General features: G+C 28.3%; 19 protein-coding genes. 5 read left to right on the top strand and 14 right to left on the bottom strand.

From position 1 onward, the window contains the following. Position 1: 1 nt before the first annotated feature. The 7 genes from ARA56_RS09375 to ARA56_RS09345 form a co-directional block, all read right to left on the bottom strand. Positions 2-1,312, bottom strand: coding sequence for a PTS sugar transporter subunit IIC (locus tag ARA56_RS09375; protein ID WP_055266039.1), 1,311 nt, complete (start codon positions 1,310-1,312; stop codon positions 2-4). A 337-nt stretch (positions 1,313-1,649) separates the two neighbouring features. After that, positions 1,650-2,357 carry a GntR family transcriptional regulator gene (locus tag ARA56_RS09370; RefSeq protein WP_207731812.1) on the bottom strand — a complete coding sequence of 236 codons (708 nt, stop codon included), beginning with the start codon at positions 2,355-2,357 and terminating at the stop codon, positions 1,650-1,652. A 281-nt stretch (positions 2,358-2,638) separates the two neighbouring features. Continuing rightward, positions 2,639-4,735: a HelD family protein gene (locus ARA56_RS09365; RefSeq protein WP_055266037.1), complete on the bottom strand. Its 2,097-nt coding sequence runs from the start codon at positions 4,733-4,735 to the stop codon at positions 2,639-2,641. A 230-nt stretch (positions 4,736-4,965) separates the two neighbouring features. Beyond that, on the bottom strand, positions 4,966-7,017 hold the full coding sequence (gene ftsH, locus ARA56_RS09360; protein ID WP_055266035.1) for an ATP-dependent zinc metalloprotease FtsH: 2,052 nt from the start codon (positions 7,015-7,017) through the stop codon (positions 4,966-4,968). 22 nt (positions 7,018-7,039) lie between these two features. After that, positions 7,040-7,666: a signal peptidase I gene (lepB, locus tag ARA56_RS09355; protein WP_055266033.1), complete on the bottom strand. Its 627-nt coding sequence runs from the start codon at positions 7,664-7,666 to the stop codon at positions 7,040-7,042. Between the two features lie 3 nt (positions 7,667-7,669). After that, positions 7,670-7,891: a DUF3006 domain-containing protein gene (locus ARA56_RS09350; protein WP_055266031.1), complete on the bottom strand. Its 222-nt coding sequence runs from the start codon at positions 7,889-7,891 to the stop codon at positions 7,670-7,672. A gap of 756 nt (positions 7,892-8,647) precedes the next feature. Further along, positions 8,648-9,322, bottom strand: coding sequence for a beta/alpha barrel domain-containing protein (locus tag ARA56_RS09345; protein ID WP_055266030.1), 675 nt, complete (start codon positions 9,320-9,322; stop codon positions 8,648-8,650). Between the two features lie 137 nt (positions 9,323-9,459). On the opposite strand from ARA56_RS09345, the gene ARA56_RS09340 reads away from it, so the two are divergent. Together ARA56_RS09340 and ARA56_RS09335 are read left to right on the top strand one after the other, a co-directional pair. Beyond that, entirely contained in the window at positions 9,460-10,701 is a 1,242-nt protein-coding gene (locus ARA56_RS09340) for a DUF1576 domain-containing protein (protein ID WP_055266029.1), read from the top strand. 1 nt (position 10,702) lies between these two features. Beyond that, positions 10,703-11,047 (top strand): hypothetical protein, encoded by a 345-nt coding sequence (locus ARA56_RS09335; protein ID WP_055266027.1) that lies wholly within the window; start codon positions 10,703-10,705, stop codon positions 11,045-11,047. A gap of 36 nt (positions 11,048-11,083) precedes the next feature. Here ARA56_RS09335 and sfsA read toward each other — a convergent pair whose 3' ends face one another. The 4 genes from sfsA to ARA56_RS09315 form a co-directional block, all read right to left on the bottom strand. Then, on the bottom strand, positions 11,084-11,776 hold the full coding sequence (sfsA, locus tag ARA56_RS09330; RefSeq protein ID WP_055266022.1) for a DNA/RNA nuclease SfsA: 693 nt from the start codon (positions 11,774-11,776) through the stop codon (positions 11,084-11,086). Between the two features lie 562 nt (positions 11,777-12,338). Next, positions 12,339-12,518 (bottom strand): hypothetical protein, encoded by a 180-nt coding sequence (locus ARA56_RS09325; protein ID WP_055266020.1) that lies wholly within the window; start codon positions 12,516-12,518, stop codon positions 12,339-12,341. A gap of 140 nt (positions 12,519-12,658) precedes the next feature. After that, a complete protein-coding gene (locus ARA56_RS09320; RefSeq protein ID WP_055266018.1) occupies positions 12,659-13,540 on the bottom strand; it encodes a YitT family protein in 882 nt (293 codons plus the stop codon). 365 nt (positions 13,541-13,905) lie between these two features. Then, on the bottom strand, positions 13,906-14,325 hold the full coding sequence (locus ARA56_RS09315; protein ID WP_055266016.1) for a hypothetical protein: 420 nt from the start codon (positions 14,323-14,325) through the stop codon (positions 13,906-13,908). A gap of 145 nt (positions 14,326-14,470) precedes the next feature. Between ARA56_RS09315 and ARA56_RS09310 the strand changes: the two genes are divergently transcribed. Both ARA56_RS09310 and ARA56_RS09305 read left to right on the top strand, forming a co-directional pair. Continuing rightward, positions 14,471-15,796: a metallophosphoesterase gene (locus ARA56_RS09310; protein WP_055266014.1), complete on the top strand. Its 1,326-nt coding sequence runs from the start codon at positions 14,471-14,473 to the stop codon at positions 15,794-15,796. A 282-nt stretch (positions 15,797-16,078) separates the two neighbouring features. After that, complete coding sequence (locus ARA56_RS09305) at positions 16,079-17,755, top strand: PTS transporter subunit EIIC (RefSeq protein WP_055266012.1); 1,677 nt, start codon at positions 16,079-16,081, stop codon at positions 17,753-17,755. A gap of 79 nt (positions 17,756-17,834) precedes the next feature. Here the strand turns inward: ARA56_RS09305 and ARA56_RS09300 are convergent, their stop codons facing one another. The 3 genes from ARA56_RS09300 to ARA56_RS09290 form a co-directional block, all read right to left on the bottom strand. Then, positions 17,835-18,023: a hypothetical protein gene (locus ARA56_RS09300; protein ID WP_055266010.1), complete on the bottom strand. Its 189-nt coding sequence runs from the start codon at positions 18,021-18,023 to the stop codon at positions 17,835-17,837. A 114-nt stretch (positions 18,024-18,137) separates the two neighbouring features. After that, positions 18,138-19,898 carry an ABC transporter ATP-binding protein gene (locus ARA56_RS09295; protein ID WP_242855914.1) on the bottom strand — a complete coding sequence of 587 codons (1,761 nt, stop codon included), beginning with the start codon at positions 19,896-19,898 and terminating at the stop codon, positions 18,138-18,140. 65 nt (positions 19,899-19,963) lie between these two features. Then, the gene (locus tag ARA56_RS09290; protein ID WP_341380551.1) at positions 19,964-21,637 is read right to left on the bottom strand and encodes an ABC transporter ATP-binding protein; all 1,674 of its coding nucleotides are present in this window, start codon (positions 21,635-21,637) and stop codon (positions 19,964-19,966) included. Positions 21,638-22,045: 408 nt separating this feature from the next. On the opposite strand from ARA56_RS09290, the gene ARA56_RS09285 reads away from it, so the two are divergent. After that, positions 22,046-23,419: a dicarboxylate/amino acid:cation symporter gene (locus ARA56_RS09285; protein ID WP_055266006.1), complete on the top strand. Its 1,374-nt coding sequence runs from the start codon at positions 22,046-22,048 to the stop codon at positions 23,417-23,419. Positions 23,420-23,558 lie beyond the last annotated feature (139 nt).

The raw sequence follows: 23,558 nt of genomic DNA, 5'->3' as shown, positions 1-23,558 counted from the left end.
TTTATTCAGCGTATTTCTTCGCTTCCATTCTTTCTGCTGCATATACAAAAGGTAAGTAAATTACTATTGATATAATTATATTAACTAACGCTAATATTGCACCTGAAATATGACCTGTAGCTAAGAATCCTGATATTATTGGTGGTGTAGTCCATGGCATTGATGCAACAATTACTGGACTTACTAAACCTGATTTTATTGATAAATATGAAACTATAGTAGTAACAACTGGTGCTATTATAAATGGTATACCGTATATTGGATTTAAAACTATTGGTAATCCAAATATAACTGGTTCATTTATGTTGAATATTGCTGGTGCTGTACCTAAAGCAAGCATATCTTTTCTGCTTCTACCTGCTATAGCTATAGCTACTAATAAACCTATTATTAATCCTGCTCCACCCATGTGAACAAAGGCATCGAAGAAAGGACCTGCTAATGTGTGTAATGGCTCACTAGAACCTGTTGCCATTATTTGTGCATTATCTGCACCTAACTTAGTTAATAAAGTACTTGTTATTGGTAAAGCAATGTTTGAACCGTGTAATCCAACAAACCATAATCCATGGATAAATAATGTTATTGCAATAGCTCCACCTAATGAATCTGTAACTCCTGATAGAGGAATTCCTACATATTTGTTTATTAAATCTGTTAAGAATGCACCATCTGCAACTGTTCTTACTATTAAACCAATTACTGCAAATATAAGAACTGTTAACATACCTGGTATAAGCTTAGCAAATGATCTACTAACTGCTGGAGGAACTGCATCTGGCATTTTGATAACTAATGCTTTAACTTTTCCTAATTTAACAAATAATTCTGTTGCTAAAAGTCCAACTATAATTGCTGTAAATAATGCTGTTGTTCCTAAATAAGAAATTTGCATGAATCCCCAACCAACTACTGCTTCTGTAGCTCCTTCTGGAGTAATTGAAGCAACTTGTGGTGCTAAGAAGAAGAATATTGCTGTTGCAATCATTGCTGCTTGTAAACCATTTTCTTCATATGATTTAGCTAAATTGTAAGCAACACCAATAACTAATAATAGCGCCATTATTGCTAGTGTTCCCCACCAAATATCTCCATTTATAGTCTTTATTTGTTGACCAAATGTATTTTCTGCTAAGAAATTTGATAAAGCCTTGAAAGGCATGTTGTTAATAAGTGTTGCAAAAGATCCGATTATAGTTAAAGGAATCATAGCTATAAATGCATCTCTTACTGCTACTAGATGTCTTTGCGCACCTAATTTAGTTGCATATGGAAGTATATATTTGTCCATAAACGCCGTAAATTTTTCCATTTAATCCACCCCGTTTTTAAAATTTTAATTTTCACTTGTATTATTCATTTTTCTAAATGTGTATTCGTTTTCTACACTTCGTGTATATATTACAACAATTGTATAGACATTTCAAGTGCTTTTTATAAACTTTATTTAATAAATAATATTTTTCCTTATTTCCAAAAAAATTATTTTGGTAATTTTATTATTATAAGTTATTAATTCCTAATTTAAATCAAAAAAATATACCAAACTATACATTTTTATCTAGATTTACCAATAGATCAATCTAAATAAAATATATAATCTAATATATTTTAAAACTATTTTAAATTTAATTTTTAATATTAACTTATTAGCTTTCTACAAGAGCATTTAATGTTAATTTATATCCATAATGATAAGTATGTGAATATTCAAAAGCTTCTCCATTTTGTAATATCCCAACCTGTTCTATATGCAATATCGGAGCTTCAGAATCTAACTCAAGCAAATTAATAAGCTCTGCATTTGAAATTATAGCTTCAATTGTACGATTTGCTTTATATATATTATAATTATTATCTCTAATATAATTGTACAAAGATATACAATCATCTTTTTTTAAGTTAGGAAACATCTTCACAGGCATATAAGTTATCATATATGATACCGGTTCGCCATTAGCATATCGTACTCTTTTTATCTCCCAAACATTTTCGCCTTTTTCTATATTTAATCTCTCTTTTATAGTATCATCAGCTTCTATGACAAGTAAACTTATAAGTTTAGTTGTTACTTCATATCCTTTTCTCAACATTTCTTTTGTGAAACTTTCCATCGCTCCCATATTATCAGAAACTTTATTTCCTAAAACTATACTTCCTATTCCTCTTTTTCTAATAATATATCCTTGTTTAACTAAATTATTAAAAGCTGACCTTACTGTCATTCTAGTTACATTAAATTCTTCACTTAATTGATTTTCCGACGGTAATAATTCACCTGGTTTTATTTTCTCTGAGTCTATTAACTCCCTTAAATATTTTTCTATTTTAATATATATTGGTTCATTAATTTTCATTGTTCTTAACTAAACTCCTTTTAAAACGATTACTTTGTATTGTATTGAATTGTATATATATTTATTATCATTGTATAATACTATATTACCACAAAATTTATAAATTACAGTATTTCACATTATATTTTAAAATAAATTTCACAATATTTCACTCTTAACAAACTAAGATATATATTAAATTTAAAAGGTGTTTCTTAATATTGATAAATTCCTTCTAATAATAGCTATAAAAACACTACTAAAAAGTTTATATCAACTGAAACACCTTTTTTACAATTCAATTATTTTTTAAAATTAATTACATTCAATCTATGAAGTGCTCTAGTACACATAATATATTTAACTAGGCTATCTGTTTCATCATCTAGATTTACTACTATAACTCCATCAAATTCTAAACCTTTTGCATAATATGATGGAATTATTACTCTTCCACCTCTGTATATTAAATCCTCTCTATCAAAAGAAAGAATCTTCGTAAATTTCTTTAATTCTGGAGCTATTTCTTTCAATTCTTTCTTACCTTTAACTATTATAGCCACATTTTCATAGTTTTCATCTTCATAAGATTCAAGAGTCTCTAATAAAGTATCTATTAAATCTTCCTTATCCTTTATATCAATTTCTTCAACATCATATTTACCTTCTCTAACAAATGGCACAATAGCATGTTCATCAAGTAATTTATTTGCATATTGCATAATTTGATAAGTTGATCTATAACTCTTATTAAGTTCAAAATACTTTGTAAATCCACCAAAAAGTGATTTTAAGTTAAGCATTGCAGCCTCTCCTGTAGCTTTAATTAATCTTTGATTTGCATCTCCAACTATAGTATAACTTCTACACCCAGTTAGTTCTTTTAAAACTATAAATTGAAGCATGTTATAATCTTGAGCCTCATCAATAACTATATGCTTTATTTCACTCTTGCACTTCTTACCATCAAGCTTAATCATTAGATATAGTATCGGTGCTAAATCTAAGTAAGATAAAGTTTCAATATCCATAATCTCTTTATAAATATCCACGATATTCTTATGATCTATCCAAGCAGCTAATTCAGCCTTTGCTTTCATAACTTCTCTTACTATTTCTCTTACTCTAATTCTTCTAGTAAATTCAATATTATTTTGTTCAATTAATAGTTCATCTTCTGAAAGACTTGCAAGTTTTTCTTTAACTTCTGCATTAAGCTCCCTTACTTTTTCATCTCTCTTATCCTTTATCTTGGATATAAGAACTCTCTCTATTTTTTTACTTCTTCTAAATAAAGGCATATATTTATAATGCTTTTCAAATAATTCCTTTATTTCTTCTACTCCTACTATTTCTTCACCGAAATAAGTTACTGGTTTAATTTTAAAATAACTTTCTTCAAATTCACTACATTTTTTATCTAAAAAGTCAATATACTCTTGTGATGATTTATATTTTATCTCATCAATGACTTCGGTATTTCCTCTTAATGCCTTTTCTAAATACTCAGTAAAATCTACAACATATTCTTGTAGCCCAATTTCACTCATAGCAAAATTAACAAATGTTTGTTGTCTTACTCCACCTTCCCCTAAAGTAGGAAGAACTTCTCCAATATAGTCTATGAAAATATCATTTGGTCCTAAGATAAGAACTTTATCTCCTAATTGTTCTCTAAAATTATATAGCAAATAAGCTACTCTATGAAGAGCTATAGTAGTCTTTCCTGAACCTGCAACCCCATTAACTACAACAACCTTTTGCCTATCTTCTCTTATAATTTCATCTTGTTCCTGTTGAATACTCATTACTATATCTTTAAGCTTTTCTCCTGTATTTGAAGAAAGTATCATTTGAAGTATCTCATCTTTAACATCTACGTCTGAATCAAAGAATCCTTGAAGAACTCCCTTTTTAATCATTATCTGTCTTCTAGATAAAATATCTACTGGTACTTCTCCATTTGGAGACTTATAACTAGTTTCACCTAAAGTTCCTTTATAAAATAAAGATGATACAGGTGCTCTCCAGTCAACTACAACTGGTTCAAACTCACCTTCTCTATTTAATCCATATCTCCCAATATAAATTGTTTCTTGAATACCATCATCAGCAAAAGAAACCTTTCCAAAGTAAGGATTTTCTTTAAGCTTAGTGTACTCTGCTAATTTTTTATCTATAGTCTTATAAGACTCTTCCTTAACATACTTTTCATGGTCAAAGTACTCAATTAACTTATCTTCATCATCTCTATGTTCTTCTATAAATTTCTTTCTATATTCAAGTATATACTCAGCTATACCTTTTCTCTTTTCTATATAATTAAGAATTTCATGGTTTAATACCTTAAGAGTATAATCTAAATTTTGCTCTTCTTGTAAAAACTCAAACTTATTCATTAAAAACCTCCTGTTTATCTCTATTTATCAAATGGCAGCATGTAATATCACTACATTTACATAATTATAGAGATATTATCTTTTATCCTGTTAAGTTAAACATGCCTGACGGCAGAGTTATAATCTCTTGCTGTCAGGCAATATTAATCTATGCCAATGGCATACATTTCTCCTGGCGAAAGCCAATATTTATCACGCTTTAGCGTATATTTCTCTTTTCCGTTAACAAATTATTTTGTTTCTTCATCATCTACAGTAACAGTTGCTTCATCAAGTTCAGTGCCTTCAATTTCAGCATCATCATTAACTACATTAGATGGCTCTTCTATTACTTCAGCAGTTAATTCATCTTTAGCAATTATTTCTTCTACTAAAGTATTATTATCTGCTTCTACTGCGATTTCATTATCTTCTTTTTTATCCTTTTTTAATTCAGGATATTTTTCATGAACGAACTTCATAAATTCGTCTCCGTATATAGTTTCTTTTTCTAGTAAATATTCAGAAATTTTATCTAATAAATCTCTATTTTCTCTTAATAAAGTTCTTGCCTTTTCGTGACATTCTCTTATTATTTTTAATATTTCCTTATCTACTAAAGTTGAAGTTTCTTCACTACAATTTCTTACTGCTCTTCCATCTAAGTATCTATTTTGAATTGATTCTAATGCCATCATATCAAATGATTCTGTCATTCCATAAACAGTTACCATGCTTCTAGCAGTTTGACTTGCTCTTTCAATATCATTAGATGCTCCTGTAGAAATAAGATTAAATACTTCTTCTTCAGCAGCTCTTCCTCCAAGCATAACTGTTATTTGATTTAATAATTCTTCTTTAGATACTAGGTATTTTTCCTCTTCAGGTAATTGCATTGTATAACCTAAAGCTCCCATCGTTCTTGGAACTATAGTAATCTTATGAACTGGATCAGTTCCTTCTAAAAGTCCAGCAACAAGCGCATGACCAACTTCATGGAATGCTACTATCTTTCTTTCTTGAGCTGAAAGTATTCTATCCTTCTTTTCCTTACCAGCAATTATAACTTCAACAGCTTCTTGTAAGTCTTCTTGAATTACTTCATCTCTTTTATGCTTAACAGCTCTTAAAGCAGCTTCATTAACTATATTTGCAAGGTCAGCCCCTACAGCTCCTGGAGTACCCTTAGCTATTTCATCTAAGTTTACATCTGGTGCCATCTTAACATCTTTTGAATGAACTCTTAATATAGCTTTTCTTCCTATTAAGTCAGGTCTGTCAACAATAACTCTTCTATCAAATCTACCTGGTCTTAAAAGAGCTTTATCTAATATTTCTGGTCTATTTGTTGCTCCTAAGATAACTATACCTTTAGAAGTATCAAATCCGTCCATTTCTGTTAGTAATTGATTAAGAGTTTGTTCTCTTTCATCATTACTTTGCATTTGATTATCTCTACTCTTACCTATAGAATCTATCTCGTCTATGAATATTATACAAGGAGCATTCTTTTCTGCTTCTTTGAATAAATCTCTAACCTTAGCTGCCCCCATACCAACAAACATTTCAACAAAGTTTGAGCCTGATACAGTTAAGAATGGAACCTTAGCTTCTCCTGCAACAGCTTTCGCAAGTAAAGTTTTACCTGTTCCTGGAGGCCCTACTAATAAAGCTCCTTTAGGTAATTTTGCTCCTATCTCAGTATATCTCTTCGGATTATTTAAAAAGTCTATTATTTCTGTTAATGACTCTTTAGCTTCATCTTGACCTGCAACATCATCAAAAGTAATCTTTATATCATTTTCCATATATATTTTAGCATTACTTTTACCCATTCCCATTGGACCACCGCCCATTTTTTTACCCATCTTATTAAAGATGAATCTAACAATAAAGAACATTAGCACAAATGGTAAAACATTTATTATTATGAAATCCATTATAGCTGAATTTTGTTTAACTATTTCTGGGTAGAAATCAACCCCATTTTCAGTTAATAAGTTTATTAACTCTGGATTATCTACATTACCAGTATAAAGAACTTTACCTTTATATTCACTAGTATCTTTAGGTACTATTACTAAGGCGGTTCCTTCTGTACTAACTCTTTCTATTTCCTTATTTTCAACTAACTGAATAAATTCATTATAAGATATTTGAGTAGTTGTTAACATGTCTTTTGCTGTACTAAATGAGTACAAGAATAAGAATGCTATAACTGCATATATTATAAGAAATTTATTATTCTTTTTCTTTGGTGCATTATTATTGTTATTATTTTTATTTCGTCCATTTTCACTCATATGTCTTCTCCCTAATTTAACATTATTTAATCATACCAAAATCATCAAATGGATATACTTTCAATTGTGCTTTTCCCATAATATCGCTAGAGTCTATATACGGGTTATCCCAATATCTTGAATCACTTGAGAAGAAACGATTATCTCCTAAGAAGAAATATTTCCCTTCAGGGACCTCATATGTCCCATTAAATTTATCTGGTGTTCCAATATAATTCTCATAAAGAGTTTCTCCATTTACGGTAACAATTCCATCTTTTATTACTATCTGATCTCCTGGTTTTCCTATTAATCTCTTTATCATATCTTCATTTTTTTCATCAGAATGGAAAACTACTACATCTCCACGATCTAAATTTTCAGGATTATATACTCTAGTTACAAATAGCCTATCCCCTACATTCAAAGTTGGAACCATAGATTCTGATGGTATCTTAACCTTAAATACTATAAATTTGTTTATTAATACAGCTAAAACTACAGCTATAAGTATCGGAACTACCCAATCATAAAAGAAACCTGTTTTCTCATTTTTTTTAGCATTTCTCTCACTACGCTTTTCTAGCTTTGAATTTTCAATATTATTATCTACATTAGAAGTCTTTCCTTCTTCATGTATGTATCCATTGTTATTATTGAATTCATCCATAATCTAAGCCCATATACCTTTCGTTATATTTTTAATTTTTTCTTTTCTTTTTACCGTTTCCTCTTCATCTATGTAAAAGAAATTATTATCCTCTATTAACACATCACCTTCATTAGGCAACTTATTAACATTTGATTTTTCTATTACAATTATTTCCCCATTGTAACTTTCTAATACAAGAGATGCTTCTTCAATTCTATCTACAACATAAAATTCTCTACCCATATAAACTACTCCCTATATTAAATTATTTATATCTAAACCAAACTATTCCCATTCTATTATGAACATATACTTTCTATATAGTTTAAATAGCTAAGTTGCGTGTATCCCATGGATGAAATTTGGATTTTAGCCGAAACTCACTATTCACATGCACTCATAGGAGTACACTTACAGTGTAACTGCAAGCTACTAAATTAAAATTTAGTCTCTTAGTTAACTTCAAATAACCAAATTACATGTACCCCGTGGGTGAAATTTGGATTTTGGACGAAACTCACTATTCGCATACGCTCATAGGAGTAACTTCAAATAACCAAATTAAAATTTGGATTTTCAGTTATATTACAGTATAACATAACTTTATACGTAAATCTATTACTTAACCAAATTAAGTAGTAATTAATACTCTATAAAAGAAAGTATATTATCTCATATTAATTACTCTGTAATAATTCTACATTATATTTATGTCATTTATGTTTCAAATTTATTTCCTAATTAATGAAATAAAATGAATAAAGACAAATGACGAGTTTAAAATCTAATAAAACTAGCCATCTGTCATCCAAATATATTAATTAAATATTTAACTTCAATAAATAAAGTTACATTTTTACGAAGAAAATGCTTACTCTCTTTATAAGTAAACTCTTTCTCTTTTCTACAAAAAAATCTTAACCTTTACGTTAACAGACTTTTTACCTTTTTTACAGAAAGCTTTCACTTGGTATAGTCAACTCTTACCTTGCTTATCGACTATACTCCTCTATATTTATCCATAAGTTCACTCATTACATCCCCTGTAGATTGTGGCGTATAAGTGATTGCATTAGCTCCTGCTTCTATTGTTTCTTTAATAGTCTTTTCAGTTGGTCCTCCAGTTGCCATTACTGGAAAATCTGGAAACTCTTCTCTTATCTTTCTTACTATCTTAGCTGTATTTTTTCCACCTGATACATTTAGTATCGTAGCTCCAGCTTCTATTCTTGCTTTTATATCCTCACACTCTGATACAACTGTCACTATAACAGGAATATCTATAGTTTCTCTTATCTTTCTCAATATTTCATTAGATGTTGGTGCATTTACTACTACTCCCATAGCTCCTTTAAACTCTGCATCTAAAGCTAGGTTAACAACTCTTTTCCCTTGAGTTATACCTCCACCAACTCCACAAAATATTGGAACATCAGCAGCCATAACTAAAGCTTGAGTTATTAACGGTTGTGGAGTAAATGGATATACTGCTATTATTGCATCAGCATTAGTATTCCTTATAATTGCAACATCTGTTGTAAATAATAAAGATTTTATTCTCTTTCCAAAAATTTTTATTCCTGAACAATCTCTTATACATGGTGGAACTTCTACAACATGACTTCTTAATATACCTTTTATTTCAGGAACATTCTTTATTCTTTTATTTTCCATTTTTTCCACTTCTCCTCACCATAAAGTTAACTATCATCACTAATTATACTATTTTGTAGACATATTTAAATATATTTTATAAAAATTTAATTTATTTTTTAAGTATCATCTGTTACACTCTCATAGAGGTGAATTTTATGGACTTAAGAAAAAATTTTTATAAGCCTTATAAAGTTTTAATGCTCTTGTATATTTTTATGATTTTATTTGGTTTTATAGTTAATACTCCTGCTGAAATATTTTCTGGACTAAAAAATATATTGCTTACTCCAGACATATTAATAACTGATTATATTCAAGTAGGGGGAATAGGTGGAGGTATTATAAATGCAGCATTAACAAGTTTATTATGTCTGTTACTGCTTATATTTACTAATATTGTCCCTAATGGATCTACAATAATGGCTTTATGGGTTGTTACAGCCTTCGCATTTCTTGGTAAGAATATATTAAATGTATGGCCAATAATATTTGGAGTGTATTTATTTAGTAGATATAAGAAAGAGAAATTTTCTAATTATACTCTAGCAGCTTTATTAGGAACTTCTTTATCTCCTATAGTTACTCAATTATATTACACTGATTATCTTCCTAAAATGCCTTCATTAATAATAGGAATATTTTTAGGAATATTAGTTGGCTTTATATTACCACCAATAGCTAGTAACTCTGTTAAAGCACATAACGGTTATAATTTATATAATGTAGGCTTTGCTTGTGGAATAATAGGAACAATGCTTATGTCTATATTTAGACTTTTCAATATCACTTTTGAAAGTAGATTAGAATGGTATACAGGAAATCAAACTTCTCTTTTAATCTTCCTGTTTATAATATTTATTTACTTGATACTAGTTGGTTTAATTTCATCAAAAGATATTAAAAATAATATGATTAATATTACAAAGCAAAGTGGACGTTTAGTTAATGATTTCTATACTTCATTTGGAGAGACAGTATATATAAATATGGGGATATTAGGTATTTTATCAACTCTATTTATACTTGCTCTAGGTATAGACATAAACGGTGGATCTATTTGTGGTATATTTACTATTGTAGGATTTGGATGTTTTGGTAAAAACGTCAGAAATGTCTTTCCAGTAATGATTGGTGCAACAATAGCTGCAATGATACATATTAATCCAATATCTTCAGCTGGTTTAACACTAGCAATATTATTTTCAACTTGCTTAGCTCCTATATCAGGTATGTTTGGTTGGAAATATGGAATTTTAGCAGGATTTATACATGTTTGCATAGTATGTAATACAGGATATCTTCACGGTGCACTTAACTTATATAATAATGGTTTTGCTGCTGGATTTACTGCGATGATTCTTGTTCCATTAATAACAGCATTTAAAAAGGAGAGTTAGTATGAAACTTAAACTTGAAAAAAACCTTAAAATTATTAATGAGATGGTAACATACTTTAAAAAGTTAGGAAACAAAAACATTCATCTAGATTTCAATTCTGATGAAACTAAATCACATTTTTTAATTTCTGGAGATGTAGCTAATATATCAACTGAAAAATTAAATCAATTAAATACTATACTTAATAGACCTAGACAACAAGAGGTTGAAGAATGCTATTGGCAATTAGGTGGAGAAAGTGAAGTAGAATGTGAACTTACTTTAATCGGTGTAATGGTTGATTCAGCTAAAGTTGAATATAACGGAAAAATATTAACTGTAGAGTTAATAAGAGAAGAAAATTAGAATACTACGAGCTTAGCTCGTAGTATTTTTAATTTATTAAAGTATTATTTCAATAGGTTTATTTATCTCTATTCCATCCTCTGTAACAATACAGCTATAAGCAAAAATATCTACTCCATTACTTGCTGCAAATCTTAGTGCTTCACCAAACTTAGGATCTCTTTCATCATTTGGTGAAAACTTTTCTACATCTTCAATTTGTATTAAAAACATAACTCCTGCACCATATCCTTGCTTCTTAGCTTCTACTAACTCTAAAAGATGTCTTGCTCCTCTTTCTGTTGGGGCATCAGGAAATCTACAATAACCTTCATCCTCTAGTGTAACGCCCTTAACCTCTAGGAAATATTCCTCTCCATTATCTTTCGATATTTTAAAGTCAAATCTACTTTTTCCAAATGTTTTTTCTCTTAATACATTAGTGTATTCTTCTAACTTCTCAATCTTTCTATTATTAAGAGCTTCTTCTACAACCTTATTAGGTATATGAGAATCTATGCTTATAAGCTTATCTCCTTTAATTGCGGCTATTAAATCGTAGGGGGTCTTCCTTGTAGGGTTGTTTTCCTCTCTTAAATACACAGTGCAACCTGGTACAAGTATTTCTCTGCAACGACCTGTATTAGGAACATGAACTTTTATCTCTTCTCCATTTACAATAACATTTGCATGAAATCTATTAGGCCTATTTATAAATTCAGCTCTTAAAATTCTCTTATTATAATTCATAAATTTCTCCTCCATAGTAAATACTAATTTTGTCTAATTATAGCATTAAAAAGTTACGAATTAACAATAGTTATCCACAACTTTTTATTTTTTATTAGATTTTCAAATGAATTTATTCACAAATCGGATGCTTATCCACAGTATTTATCCACAATAGTGTTGATTCTGTTGATAACTCTGTTATTTATATTTTTTATTAAGTTACATTATGCAACAAATTATGAGTTTTTTCAACGACACCCATTATATTGGGTTTGTCTACTTTTTATACATAATATATTGTGTCAATATCTTTTATAGACTTTTCAACAGTTTTTAATGTTTATCCACATTTTGTGGATAATTTTCAACAGTTTTAACAGAACTTTAGTTCTTTTATACCTTTTTATTGAAAATATTCCATTTCAAAGCCTACTAATTGTGGATAACTCTTAGATTTTTTTCTAATATTAAACAAAATTTCAATATTACTAATAATATTTTTTGCATTTCAAAATCCTCTGTTAATAACTAATAAAAAAAGAAAAGCTTTTGTGGAAATTTAAGCTTTTCTTTTCATATTTTAAGCGAATTTTTTATTATTTTTGAAAACTGATACTAAGTATTGAATTATAAATATTCCAGGTCCTATCAATAATGTTATTGCGGGCCATATTATTTTATTTTGTTGTTTTTCTATAGCTAATTTATATGATGCAAACACTGCTGCTACTAAAAGTCCTACTACTATAAAAGCTTGCATTATTTATCCCTCCTAAATGTTCTAGGTTCATTTTATATTACTTTATATCTTCTCTCAATAGAGTGTTATTGGAAGTAGACATTAATAACTAATATTTAATAAGTTATTAAATATTAGTTTACATTTTATTTATAAAAAGCTTAAATACCTTCTAATTTTGGGAAACCACTACCCCTTACTTCATCAACTTGTCCTATTGTTATAAATGCTTTTTCATCTATCTTATCTATAAAATCTTTTAATTTATTTAACTCTTTTTGTTTTACTATTGCATAAATTATTTCCTTAGATTCTCCACTATTTGCGCTTGAACCTTTAAAATATGTACACTTTCTATCTAAAGTTTCTATTATAAATTTAGATATCTCATCATTTTTATCGCTTATGACTGTTACTTGCTTTGTCTTATTAAATATAGCAATGAACTTATCTATTAAAAACCCATTTAATATTACACATAAGAATGCATAAAAACCTGTATCAACCCCAAATACGATAGCAGCTGCTACTGTAACCAATATATCTATTATTGCCAATGAAATTCCTATGTTAAATGTTGTATATTTATTAAGTAATTTAGCTATTATATCAGTTCCACCTGTTGATGCATTAGCATTAAAAGCTATAGCCATACCAAAAGCTATTATAGCTGGTCCAAAAATCGATGCTAACATTAAATCATTAGTTAATGCTACTGGGTTTAAAAACTTTTCAATAACCCACATTATAAATATTAATCCATAGGTTCCATAAAGAGTCTTTATTCCAAAGTCTCCTCCAATTAAAAAGAATGCTAGAATAAATAACGCTATATTTACAAAGAAACAAAATACACTCGGTGTTAAGAATGGTATAAAATGATTAACTACTATACCTAACCCACTTATTCCTCCAGCTGCAAGATTATTTGGTGCATAAAAATACTCTATCCCTACAGCAACCAAAATTAAACCTAAAGTTATTATAAAATACTCTTTTACTATTGCTTTCCAATCAATAGCCTTTAAATCAACTTTCTTCATTTGTTCATCTCTCCAAATTATAATTTAATAACAAACTAATTTTTACATAATTATTCCCCTTATCTTGTTAACAACATAAACTAGAATAACAAAATTTCTAATAATTATAAAGATTATTTTATATTTTTATAGATGTTATTTATTCATTTTATTGTTTTATTTATTCATTTTTATATTCTATTCCACATTTACTAGCTCATTCCTTACAATTGCATTTAGTAAATCGAAACCTACATTTTCAGTTAGGATTTATCAACCCTTCAACTTATAGATTATCACTATAAATTGAACTTATTATATTCATCATAAAATAAAAAAGTCGTTACGGTAAGTTAAACATATACTACCGCAACAACTATTTTATTTTAATTTAATATTTTTATCAGTTTTTCTTTAACTTCCTCTTCTGATTTATTTTTCATTTTATCAACATCAAAATAATAATTAGCTAAAGCTATTTTTGTTGCTCTAGAAATATTAAATTTATCTGCAACTTCTTCTAAATAATCGACTTCTGAAGTTTCATAATCTCCATCAATTAAAGCAACCCCTAACAATTCAAAGTACACCATATTCTTTATTTTATCTTCTGACTTATCTAATATTTCTATAGCTTCTGTATGAGAAATTTCATTAATTTCCTCTTTATTCATATTTAATTTATTTAAATATTTTTCTATTACACTTTTTTCTTCCTTATTGATTTTCTTATCAACAGTTACGAACTCAGAAACCAATCTCATAAAAGCTCTTGATTCCTCTTTGTTTAATTCAAATAATAACATACACTCACTCCTATCTTTATATATATTCAATATTATACTATAAACTAAATTTTATAGAAAATTCTATTTATTTGTAAATACACTCATAATACTATTCTCTTTGGGAAATTATAGATATAAATGCTTTTTATAAAAGGAGTATACTATGAAAAATATTAAAAATTTTTATCTTCCGCTCTTTTTTTCTACTATAATCATCATAATATATATGTTTTTTACCCCTTATACCCAATATACTTCAAAATTATCTTTTACTGATAATATAAATACTACTGATGAGCTTACTTTTTATATTAGTAGTGATATTCATTATTTATCTAAATCTCTAACGGATTATGGCATTGCATTTAATAGATTTAATAAAAATGGAGATGGAAAACAACTAGAATTCATCTGTGAAATCTTTAATGAATTTGCAAATGAAATTAAAAATAGAAAGCCTGATTTTCTAATTTTAAGTGGTGATTTAACGCTTAATGGTGAAAAGCAAAGTCATTTAGATTTATCATCAAAGCTTGCAGAAATAAAAGCTTCTGGAGTTGATGTTTACATAATTCCTGGAAATCATGATATAAATAATCCTAATGCCCGTGGATTCAAAGAAGAAAATCAATATAAAACTGATTTTGTTTCTAAAGAAGAGTTTATAAACATATATCAGGACTTTGGTTTTAATGATGCTATATCAAAAGATAAATCATCATTAAGTTACTTAGTAGCTCCTTCTAATAAATTATACATACTCATGCTAGATGATAATTTATATAACAATAATTTATCCATAAACTATCCTGAAGTTAATGGATGTATTTCTAAGGATACATTAAATTGGATAAATAATTGCGGTAAATTAGCTAAAAATAATAATGCAAAAATTATTGCTGTATCTCATCACAATATAATTAACCATAGCAATTATATCTATAGTGGATTTACTTTAGATAATAGTGACGAGGTTTTAAACACCTTAAAAAATAATAATATACATCTATGCTTTACTGGACATATTCATTTTCAAAGCATAAAGAGTACTTCTCTAGATAATTCTATTTTAACTGATATAGCAAGTAGTTCTTTAGCTATTTATCCTCAACAGTATGGCATAGCTACATTTAATAAAGATAAATCTCTATCCTATGAAATTGCAACACTAAATATGGATAACTTTGATCCTTCATTTAAGAGTAATTCAAAAAAATCTTTTAAAAACTTTGTCTATAACCAAAACTTTAAAAGATTATCATATAGTGATGATTATACTGAAGAAGAGCTTAAAGCCATGTGTGAAACACTATCTAATATTAGACTTAAATATAATGATGATTCTGAAGAAATATCTTGGGATAGTATTATTTCTTCAAAAGGATTTAATCTCTTAAAAAGCTGTCCATCTCCATTTATTAAACATTACGTAGATATAGCTTTAAATAATAAAGATAATAACTATAAAAATTTAACTATAAAACTATAAATTTAAAAAATTATAAAACCTTTTCAAAAAAAACATTTACAAAATATTTTCTCTGTGATAGTATATTTTTCGTAAATTAAATAATTAGCGTGTTACTGGTTATGCAGGCAAGGCTTAAATATGTATAAATATTACTTACAGAGAAATAATGATGTTTTCTTTGTGTATAAAAGTATATTTATAGATATTTAGGCCTTTTTATTTTTTATGGCCGTGTAATACAAAGTTAATTATAACTTTGTAAAATGGATATAATAATACTGTCTAAGGAGGAATAATAAAATGATGCAATTTTTACAAAGAATCGGTAAAGCAATAATGCTTCCAATCGCTGCTCTTCCAATAGCAGGTATATTACTTGGTGTTGGTGGTGCATTATTAGGTATCGGTGGTTTATCAAATCCACCAGCAGTTTATGGTCCACTAATTTCTTTCGTTAGTATTCCAGCCGTTACTGCTATATTAACAGTTATGAAAAATATAGGTGATATAATATTCGGTAACTTACCACTATTATTCGCTGTTGGTGTTGCAGTTGGTCTTGCTAAGAAAGACAAAGGTACTGCTGCTTTAGCTTCAGTATTTGGATTCATAGTTATGAACCAAGTTATTTCTACACTTTTAGGTTTAGGTGTTACTCAATTAGGAGTTTTAACTCCTGATAACGTTGGGGAATATGGTACTTACGTAACTACTAATCTTGGAATATTCACATTAAATATGTCAGTATTCGGTGGTATTATTACAGGTATAGTTGCTGCAAGTCTACACAATAGATTCCACACAATCCAATTCCCACCAGTATTTGGATTTTTCTCAGGATCAAGATTTGTTCCAATAATAACTTCATTAGTTATGGCTTTAGTTGGTGCTGTATTAGCATTTGCATGGCCTTTAGTTCAAGATGGTATATCTGTAATTGCTAACCTTGTTAGAGAAGCAGGTACAATTGGAACATTCTTCTACGGATTAATTGAAAGAGCATTAATACCATTTGGTTTACATCACGTATTCTATACTCCATTCTGGTATGGTTCTTTCGTTGAAGCACAAGTTTTAGTAAACGGATCATTCCAAACTGTTGCTGGTGCTAATACTGCTTATTTCGTTCAATTATCAAGCATGACTGATTTAGTAGGTGCTTCTGCATCAGTTATGAATGATATTGTTAGCGGTACTACAAGATTCATGGCTGGTAAATTCCCATTCATGATGTTTGGTCTTCCTGCTGCTGCATTTGCTATGTATAGAGCTGCACTTCCAAGCAAGAAGAAAGTTGTTGGATCATTATTATTAGCTGCTGCTGTTACTTCATTCTTAACTGGTATAACTGAACCATTAGAATTTACATTCTTATTCGTTGCTCCAGTACTATATGTTGTACACTGTGTACTTGCAGGTTTATCATTCATGTTAATGGATATATTAAATGTATTCATAGGTATGACATTCTCTGGTGGTGTAATTGACTTCTCATTATTCGGTTTACTTCCAGCAGGTGCAGGTGTTCCTACTAACTGGATCTGGGTATTAGTTGTTGGTGCAATATATGCAGTAGTTTACTACTTCGTATTCTACTTCATGATTACTAAGATGAACTTAAAGACTCCTGGTAGAGATGAAGAAGAAGAAACTAAACTTTACACTAAAGCTGATTTCCAAGCTCAAAAAGGTGGAAAGACAGAAGCTACTACTACATCTACTGGTAAAGGTGAAATAGCTGAAAAAGCTCCTGCTGTATTAGCTGCTTTAGGTGGAGAAGAAAACATAGTATCTGTTGATGCTTGTATCACAAGATTAAGAGTTGAAGTTAAAGATAAAGCTAAAGTAGATAAAGCTGAATTAAAGAATTTAGGTGCTGCTGGTGTTATGGAAGTTGGTAACGGAATTCAAGCTATCTTCGGTGCAAAAGCAGATGCTTACAAAAATGAAATAAATAACATATTAGGTATTAGCTAATAGATAAAAAAGAGGCGTAAAGCCTCTTTTTTATTTATAATTTTATCATTATATATTTTTAAAAATTGTAATGATAAAATTATGATAGATATTCATTTTTACTATTCTCTGGCTTATCTAGCTCTTTTCCAAATAAGACTATTATTTCTCTACATATATTAGGATGAGCTTTAAGTACATCATAATCATAATCTTTATCTAATAACTCTAATATTCTAACAGCCTTTCTTAAAGCTAAAATATCGGTTATATCAATTACCTTGCCCATAGTTTTCCTCAAAAACATTCTCTATATTAAGTTATTCCTTAGAAGTTTTATAAGTTCAAATTTCTTATAGTACTTTATCGACTATTATCTCATTTATATAAATCTATTTTACAATTATCCTATTTTATTAAGCATATATAGGTTATAATACTTTCCACCTTTAGCTATAAGCTCTTCATGACTTCCAAATTCAATTATTCTTCCATCCTCTACAACCATTATATTATCTGCATCCCTTATTGTACTTAATCTATGCGCTATTATAAAGCTTGTTCTGCCTTTCATTAAACTTAACATAGCTTGTTGAATTCTAAGCTCTGTTCTAGTATCCACATTACTAGTTGCTTCATCCAATATTAATATTGAAGGATTTGATAATACAGCTCTAGCTATAGCTAATAATTGTTTTTGTCCCGCACTTAAATTACTACCACCTTCAGAAAGAACTGTATCATATCCATTTGGTAATCTTGATATAAATGTATGTGCATTTGCTATCTTTGCAGCTGATATTATTTCTAAATCTGTTGCATCCTCTTTTCCATACATAATATTTTCTTTTATTGTTCCTGAAAATAAATAGGTGTCTTGAAGAACTATTCCAAAGTTTCTCCTCAAACTATCCCTTGAGTAATCCCGTATATCAACTCCATCAATAGTTATAGACCCTTCTGTTATTTCATAAAACCTAGTTAATAAATTTACTATAGTAGTTTTTCCTGAACCTGTTGCTCCGACTATAGCTAAGGATTTTCCTGGTTCAACTTTAAAGTTTATATCATGCAAAACTATATTATCATCATTATATCCAAAGCTTACATTTTTAAATTCTACTTCTCCCTTTACATTTGTTAATTCATTACAACTTTCCTTATCTTCTACCTCTTCTTTTTGATCTAATACTTCAAATACTCTTTCAGCTCCTGCAAGTGCTGATTGTAAAGTATTAAATATATTAGCTATATCATTTAAAGGTCTTACAAATTGTTTACTATAACTTATAAATGATGCAATTATTCCTATAGTTATCATATTATTAACTGCTAATATCCCACCTAATAAAGCTATCATTGCAAACCCAAAATTATTTATTACATTTATTAATGGCATTAAATAACCAGTCCATATTTGTGCCTTATATCCTTTTATTCTTAAATCTTTATTTAAGTCTTCAAATGTAGATTTTATATTTTCTTCATGATTAAAAGCTTTAATAACTTCTAATCCTGAAATACTTTCTTCAATATGTGCATTTAAATTTCCTAAAGCCGCCTGTTGTTCTTTAAAATATATTTTAGTTCTCTTAGCAATTGTTTTTGATAATAAAAGAACTAAAGGTGCAGTTATTAATCCTGCTATAGTCAAAATAGGACTCAATACAATCATCATAACTAAAGACCCTACTATACTTATAGAACTACTCATAAGAGTCGTTACTGATGAGGATATTGTAGTACTTATATTATCTATATCATTAGTTAATCTACTCATAATATCTCCATTTAAATTAGCATCGAAATATGATGTAGGTAACTTTTGAAGCTTGTCAAAAAAACTTTTCCTTATATTTTTTACTATTCTCTGAGAAATACCAGCCATTGAAAGTCCTTGAATAAGGTTTATAGTACTATCAACAATATATATAGTTATTAATATATATATTATCTTTTTTACTACTGAAAAATCTACATTATTAATACCAATTGATATAATATCTACAGCTTTTCCTATTAAATAAGGAACTAAAAGTAATATTAATGTGTCTACTATTATTAATATAAAAACTAATAAAAATAACTTTTTTTCATCTCCAAATAGTCTCCATAATCTAGCCAATGTTTCTTTTAAATTTTTAGGTTTTTCATTATTACTCATAAACCTACTAGCTTTTGATGTTCCTGCTGCGAACCCCTTATTATTTTGCAAGATATTCACCTCCATTACTGTTGTGATTTATAAATATCTTGATAAACTTCACAATTACTCATTAATTCATTATGGGTACCTTCTCCTACAATCTTCCCATGGTCTAATACAATTATCTTATCTGCATTTATTACAGATGAAATTTTTTGAGCAATTAATATTGTTGTCATATCTTTTGAATATTCTTTTAATGATTTTCTTATTCTATATTCAGTATCCGTATCCAATGCTGATGTTGAATCATCTAATATTAATATTTCTGGCCTTTTAATAAGAGCTCTTGCTATAGCTATTCTTTGTTTTTGCCCACCTGATAAATTTGATCCACCTTGTCCAACAATCGAATCATAGCCTTTATTAAAACTAGTAATAAAAGAATCTGCATCTGCTATTTTACAAACTTCTCTAACTTCATCATCTGTAGCATCTTCTTTTCCCCATTTTATATTCTCTTTTATAGTTCCTGAAAAAAGTACTGTCTTCTGAGGAACTATTGATATCTTATCTCTCAATTCTTCAAAAGTATAATTTCTTATATCTACTCCATCTATTAATATTTTTCCTGACTTAGCATCATAAAACCTCGGAATTAAATTTATTAATGTAGTTTTTCCACTTCCAGTAGAACCTACAATACCTAAGATCATTCCTTTTTCTAATGTAAATGATATATTATCAATTATAGGTTCTCCTTTTAAGCCCTTATATGAGAATGTAACTTTTTCAAATTTTATATTTCCTATTTCTGAAGAATTACATATATCACTGCTTATTTCTTTTATATCATTTTCTTCTAAAAATATTTCGTTAATTCTTTCAGTTGAAGTCTTAGCACGTATTAAACTTGAAAATATCATTGTTGTTGACATTAGTGCAAATAGAAGTTGTGTCATATAATTAGTAAAAGCAACTATTTTTCCAACTTGTATAGTTCCTATATTTACTCTTGTGGCACCGTTCCATATTATAATAACTATTGCTATATTTACTATAAGTGTAATTACAGGATTAAATACTGCCATGAATTTCATTGAACTAACTGATTTATAAGTTAAATCCTCATTAACATTTTCAAATCTATCTTCTTCAAAATCAAATCTATTAAAAGCTTTAACAACTCTTACTCCTCTTAAATATTCCCTAATAACTCCATTTACCTTATCTATAGCCCTTTGAACCTTAAGAAAGTACGGATAGCCGTATTTTAAATTTATATATATTAGACCACCTACTATAGGCACTATAGTTAAAACTATTAAAGACATCTTTAAATCTAATCTTATAGACATTATTATGCATCCTATAGCTAATAATGGTGCTCTAACAAATATTCTCATCAATCCATATATAAAATTTTGTATGTTAGTTATATCATTTGTAAGCCTTGTTATTAATGATCCTCTTTCAAATTTATCTATATTATCAAAATCAAAGCTTTGTATCTTATTAAAGACATCTGATCTAAGGTCTGCTCCAAAATTTTGTGCAACTGTTGTTGCAAATTTATTTCTATTAATAGCTATAAATGCTCCAAAAATACTAACTCCTATCATAATAAATCCATATTTTAGTACAACACTCATATCATTATATGAAACACCCTTATCAATTATAGTAGACGTTAATGTAGGCTGAAGTAAGTCACATAAGACCTCCAGCATAATGCATCCAATAGCTAGAAAAAACATTTTATAGTATTTTTTAAAATATTTTTTTAAAAAATTCATATTCGTATTACATATTCCCTCCTATTATTTCTCATAGAATATATTATTCTATTATTTAACTTTATTTACAGATAAACTTAAAATCATCAATGGATTTAATAATTTATATAATTTTTAGCTAAAGTATACTTATATTTTATATAAACATAATTGACATTTCATACAATATATTATATATTCTTCTCAATAGGATACCTTTAAGATAGTCCAGAGAGACTAATAAGGAAAAGTACGGTTTATAAATTAATTACTAATATGCTATTTTTATATAGTGGAATTAAACTATAGTATGTTTTGCCTTAATATCTTAAAGGATATTAAGGCTTTTTTTATGGTGTCCTATAAAAATATACAAATTAGGAGGACATTATGAACTCAAAAACTAAAAATAATAACTCTAATAAACTAGCTATACACATGGCAATAGCTCTTATAATTGGATTAATAGCAGGTACTGGCTTTCTTTTATTAAGAGAAAACTTAATAGCAAGTGGAAATGCTGGATTATGGCAAACTATAAATAAAATATTATTCCAAGATATAAGTGTTGAAGGTGCTAATGATGCTATAGGTATATTCTATATACTTGGTCAACTTTTTGTTAACTCACTTCAATTAGTAATAGTACCAATGGTATTTACATCAATAGCATTAGCTATGTGTAGAATTACCGATACTAAAAAGCTTGGAAGAATTTCTTATAAGACTATATTAGGATTCTTAGCGACATCTGTTTTTGCTTTAGTACTTGCTGGTATATTTGGTATAACAGCTCACAAATTAGGATTCTTTAACGTAAGTATTGAAAACATAGCTTCTCAAACTGGTTCAACAGGAAGCAATCCATTACTAGTTTTAGTACAAACTATACCAAATAACATTGCATCAGTATTCACTCAAAATGGAAGAATACTTTCAATAGTATTCTTAGCAGTTGTAACTGGACTTTGCTTAAATAAATTAGAAGATAAAATTCAAGTATTAAAAAAATTATTAGAAGATGTAAATAATATAATAACTTTATTCTTATCATTTGTAATAACTAAGTTTGGTCCTATAGCTATATTCGTTCTTATAACTAGAACATTTGCAATATACGGTGTTGAACATTTAAAACCAGCTTTAGCTTATGTAGTAACAGTTATAGTTGCATTACTAATATTCTTAGTGTTTGGATATGCTCTATTTATATTAATAGCTGCTAGATTAAATCCATTTATATTTGTTAAGAAAATTTCTAAAGTTGCTTTATTTGGATTCTCAACTTCTTCATCAGCTTCATCTTTACCTTTAAATACAAAGACAACTGTTGAAGAGTTAGGAGTAAGCGAAGAAATAGCTTCATTCACTTTACCTTTAGGAATGACTATAAACATGAATGGAACTGCAATAATGCAAGTTATAGCTGCAATATTCATAGCATCAAGTGCTGGATATGATATAACAATTGGTAACATAGCAATAATATCATTATTAGCTCTTATAGCTTCTATAGGTACACCTGCTGCCCCTGGTGCTGGAGCAATAATACTATTTACAGTATTAACAGGAATGGGATATCAAAACGATGCTGCATTACTTGCATATTCACTAATATTAGCTATAAACAGACCAGTAGAAATGCTAGTAACTTCACTAAATGTAGTCGGAGATGCTGCAACAGCAGTAGTAGTAGCTAAATCAGAAAATGCCTTAGATGAAGATATTTATAATAGCACAGAAGCTGTTTTAGAAAACGCATAATAACCAAAAAATGGGGCTGTCTCTGAAATGATTTTTAAAATCATTTCAGTAGACGGTCTTTTTATTTTTTATTCATATATTTATATGAAATTATTTCTAAATGAACAAGTTTTTTGACACGACAAATAGGAGGTTATAA

The organism is Clostridium disporicum, assembly GCF_001405015.1.
Lineage (GTDB): Bacteria > Bacillota > Clostridia > Clostridiales > Clostridiaceae > Clostridium > Clostridium disporicum_B.
This window is presented reverse-complemented; position numbering and strand designations above follow the sequence as displayed.

What these genes read in the sequence shown, in the direction of transcription:
- ARA56_RS09375 (WP_055266039.1), bottom strand. Translation starts at nt 1,312, where the DNA reads ATGGAAAAATTTACGGCGTTTATGGACAAATATATACTTCCATATGCA.
- ARA56_RS09370 (WP_207731812.1), bottom strand. Translation starts at nt 2,357, where the DNA reads ATGAAAATTAATGAACCAATATATATTAAAATAGAAAAATATTTAAGG.
- ARA56_RS09365 (WP_055266037.1), bottom strand. Translation starts at nt 4,735, where the DNA reads ATGAATAAGTTTGAGTTTTTACAAGAAGAGCAAAATTTAGATTATACT.
- ftsH (WP_055266035.1), bottom strand. Translation starts at nt 7,017, where the DNA reads ATGAGTGAAAATGGACGAAATAAAAATAATAACAATAATAATGCACCA.
- lepB (WP_055266033.1), bottom strand. Translation starts at nt 7,666, where the DNA reads ATGGATGAATTCAATAATAACAATGGATACATACATGAAGAAGGAAAG.
- ARA56_RS09350 (WP_055266031.1), bottom strand. Translation starts at nt 7,891, where the DNA reads ATGGGTAGAGAATTTTATGTTGTAGATAGAATTGAAGAAGCATCTCTT.
- ARA56_RS09345 (WP_055266030.1), bottom strand. Translation starts at nt 9,322, where the DNA reads ATGGAAAATAAAAGAATAAAGAATGTTCCTGAAATAAAAGGTATATTA.
- ARA56_RS09340 (WP_055266029.1), top strand. Translation starts at nt 9,460, where the DNA reads ATGGACTTAAGAAAAAATTTTTATAAGCCTTATAAAGTTTTAATGCTC.
- ARA56_RS09335 (WP_055266027.1), top strand. Translation starts at nt 10,703, where the DNA reads ATGAAACTTAAACTTGAAAAAAACCTTAAAATTATTAATGAGATGGTA.
- sfsA (WP_055266022.1), bottom strand. Translation starts at nt 11,776, where the DNA reads ATGAATTATAATAAGAGAATTTTAAGAGCTGAATTTATAAATAGGCCT.
- ARA56_RS09325 (WP_055266020.1), bottom strand. Translation starts at nt 12,518, where the DNA reads ATGCAAGCTTTTATAGTAGTAGGACTTTTAGTAGCAGCAGTGTTTGCA.
- ARA56_RS09320 (WP_055266018.1), bottom strand. Translation starts at nt 13,540, where the DNA reads ATGAAGAAAGTTGATTTAAAGGCTATTGATTGGAAAGCAATAGTAAAA.
- ARA56_RS09315 (WP_055266016.1), bottom strand. Translation starts at nt 14,325, where the DNA reads ATGTTATTATTTGAATTAAACAAAGAGGAATCAAGAGCTTTTATGAGA.
- ARA56_RS09310 (WP_055266014.1), top strand. Translation starts at nt 14,471, where the DNA reads ATGAAAAATATTAAAAATTTTTATCTTCCGCTCTTTTTTTCTACTATA.
- ARA56_RS09305 (WP_055266012.1), top strand. Translation starts at nt 16,079, where the DNA reads ATGATGCAATTTTTACAAAGAATCGGTAAAGCAATAATGCTTCCAATC.
- ARA56_RS09300 (WP_055266010.1), bottom strand. Translation starts at nt 18,023, where the DNA reads ATGGGCAAGGTAATTGATATAACCGATATTTTAGCTTTAAGAAAGGCT.
- ARA56_RS09295 (WP_242855914.1), bottom strand. Translation starts at nt 19,898, where the DNA reads ATGAGTAATAATGAAAAACCTAAAAATTTAAAAGAAACATTGGCTAGA.
- ARA56_RS09290 (WP_341380551.1), bottom strand. Translation starts at nt 21,637, where the DNA reads ATGTTTTTTCTAGCTATTGGATGCATTATGCTGGAGGTCTTATGTGAC.
- ARA56_RS09285 (WP_055266006.1), top strand. Translation starts at nt 22,046, where the DNA reads ATGAACTCAAAAACTAAAAATAATAACTCTAATAAACTAGCTATACAC.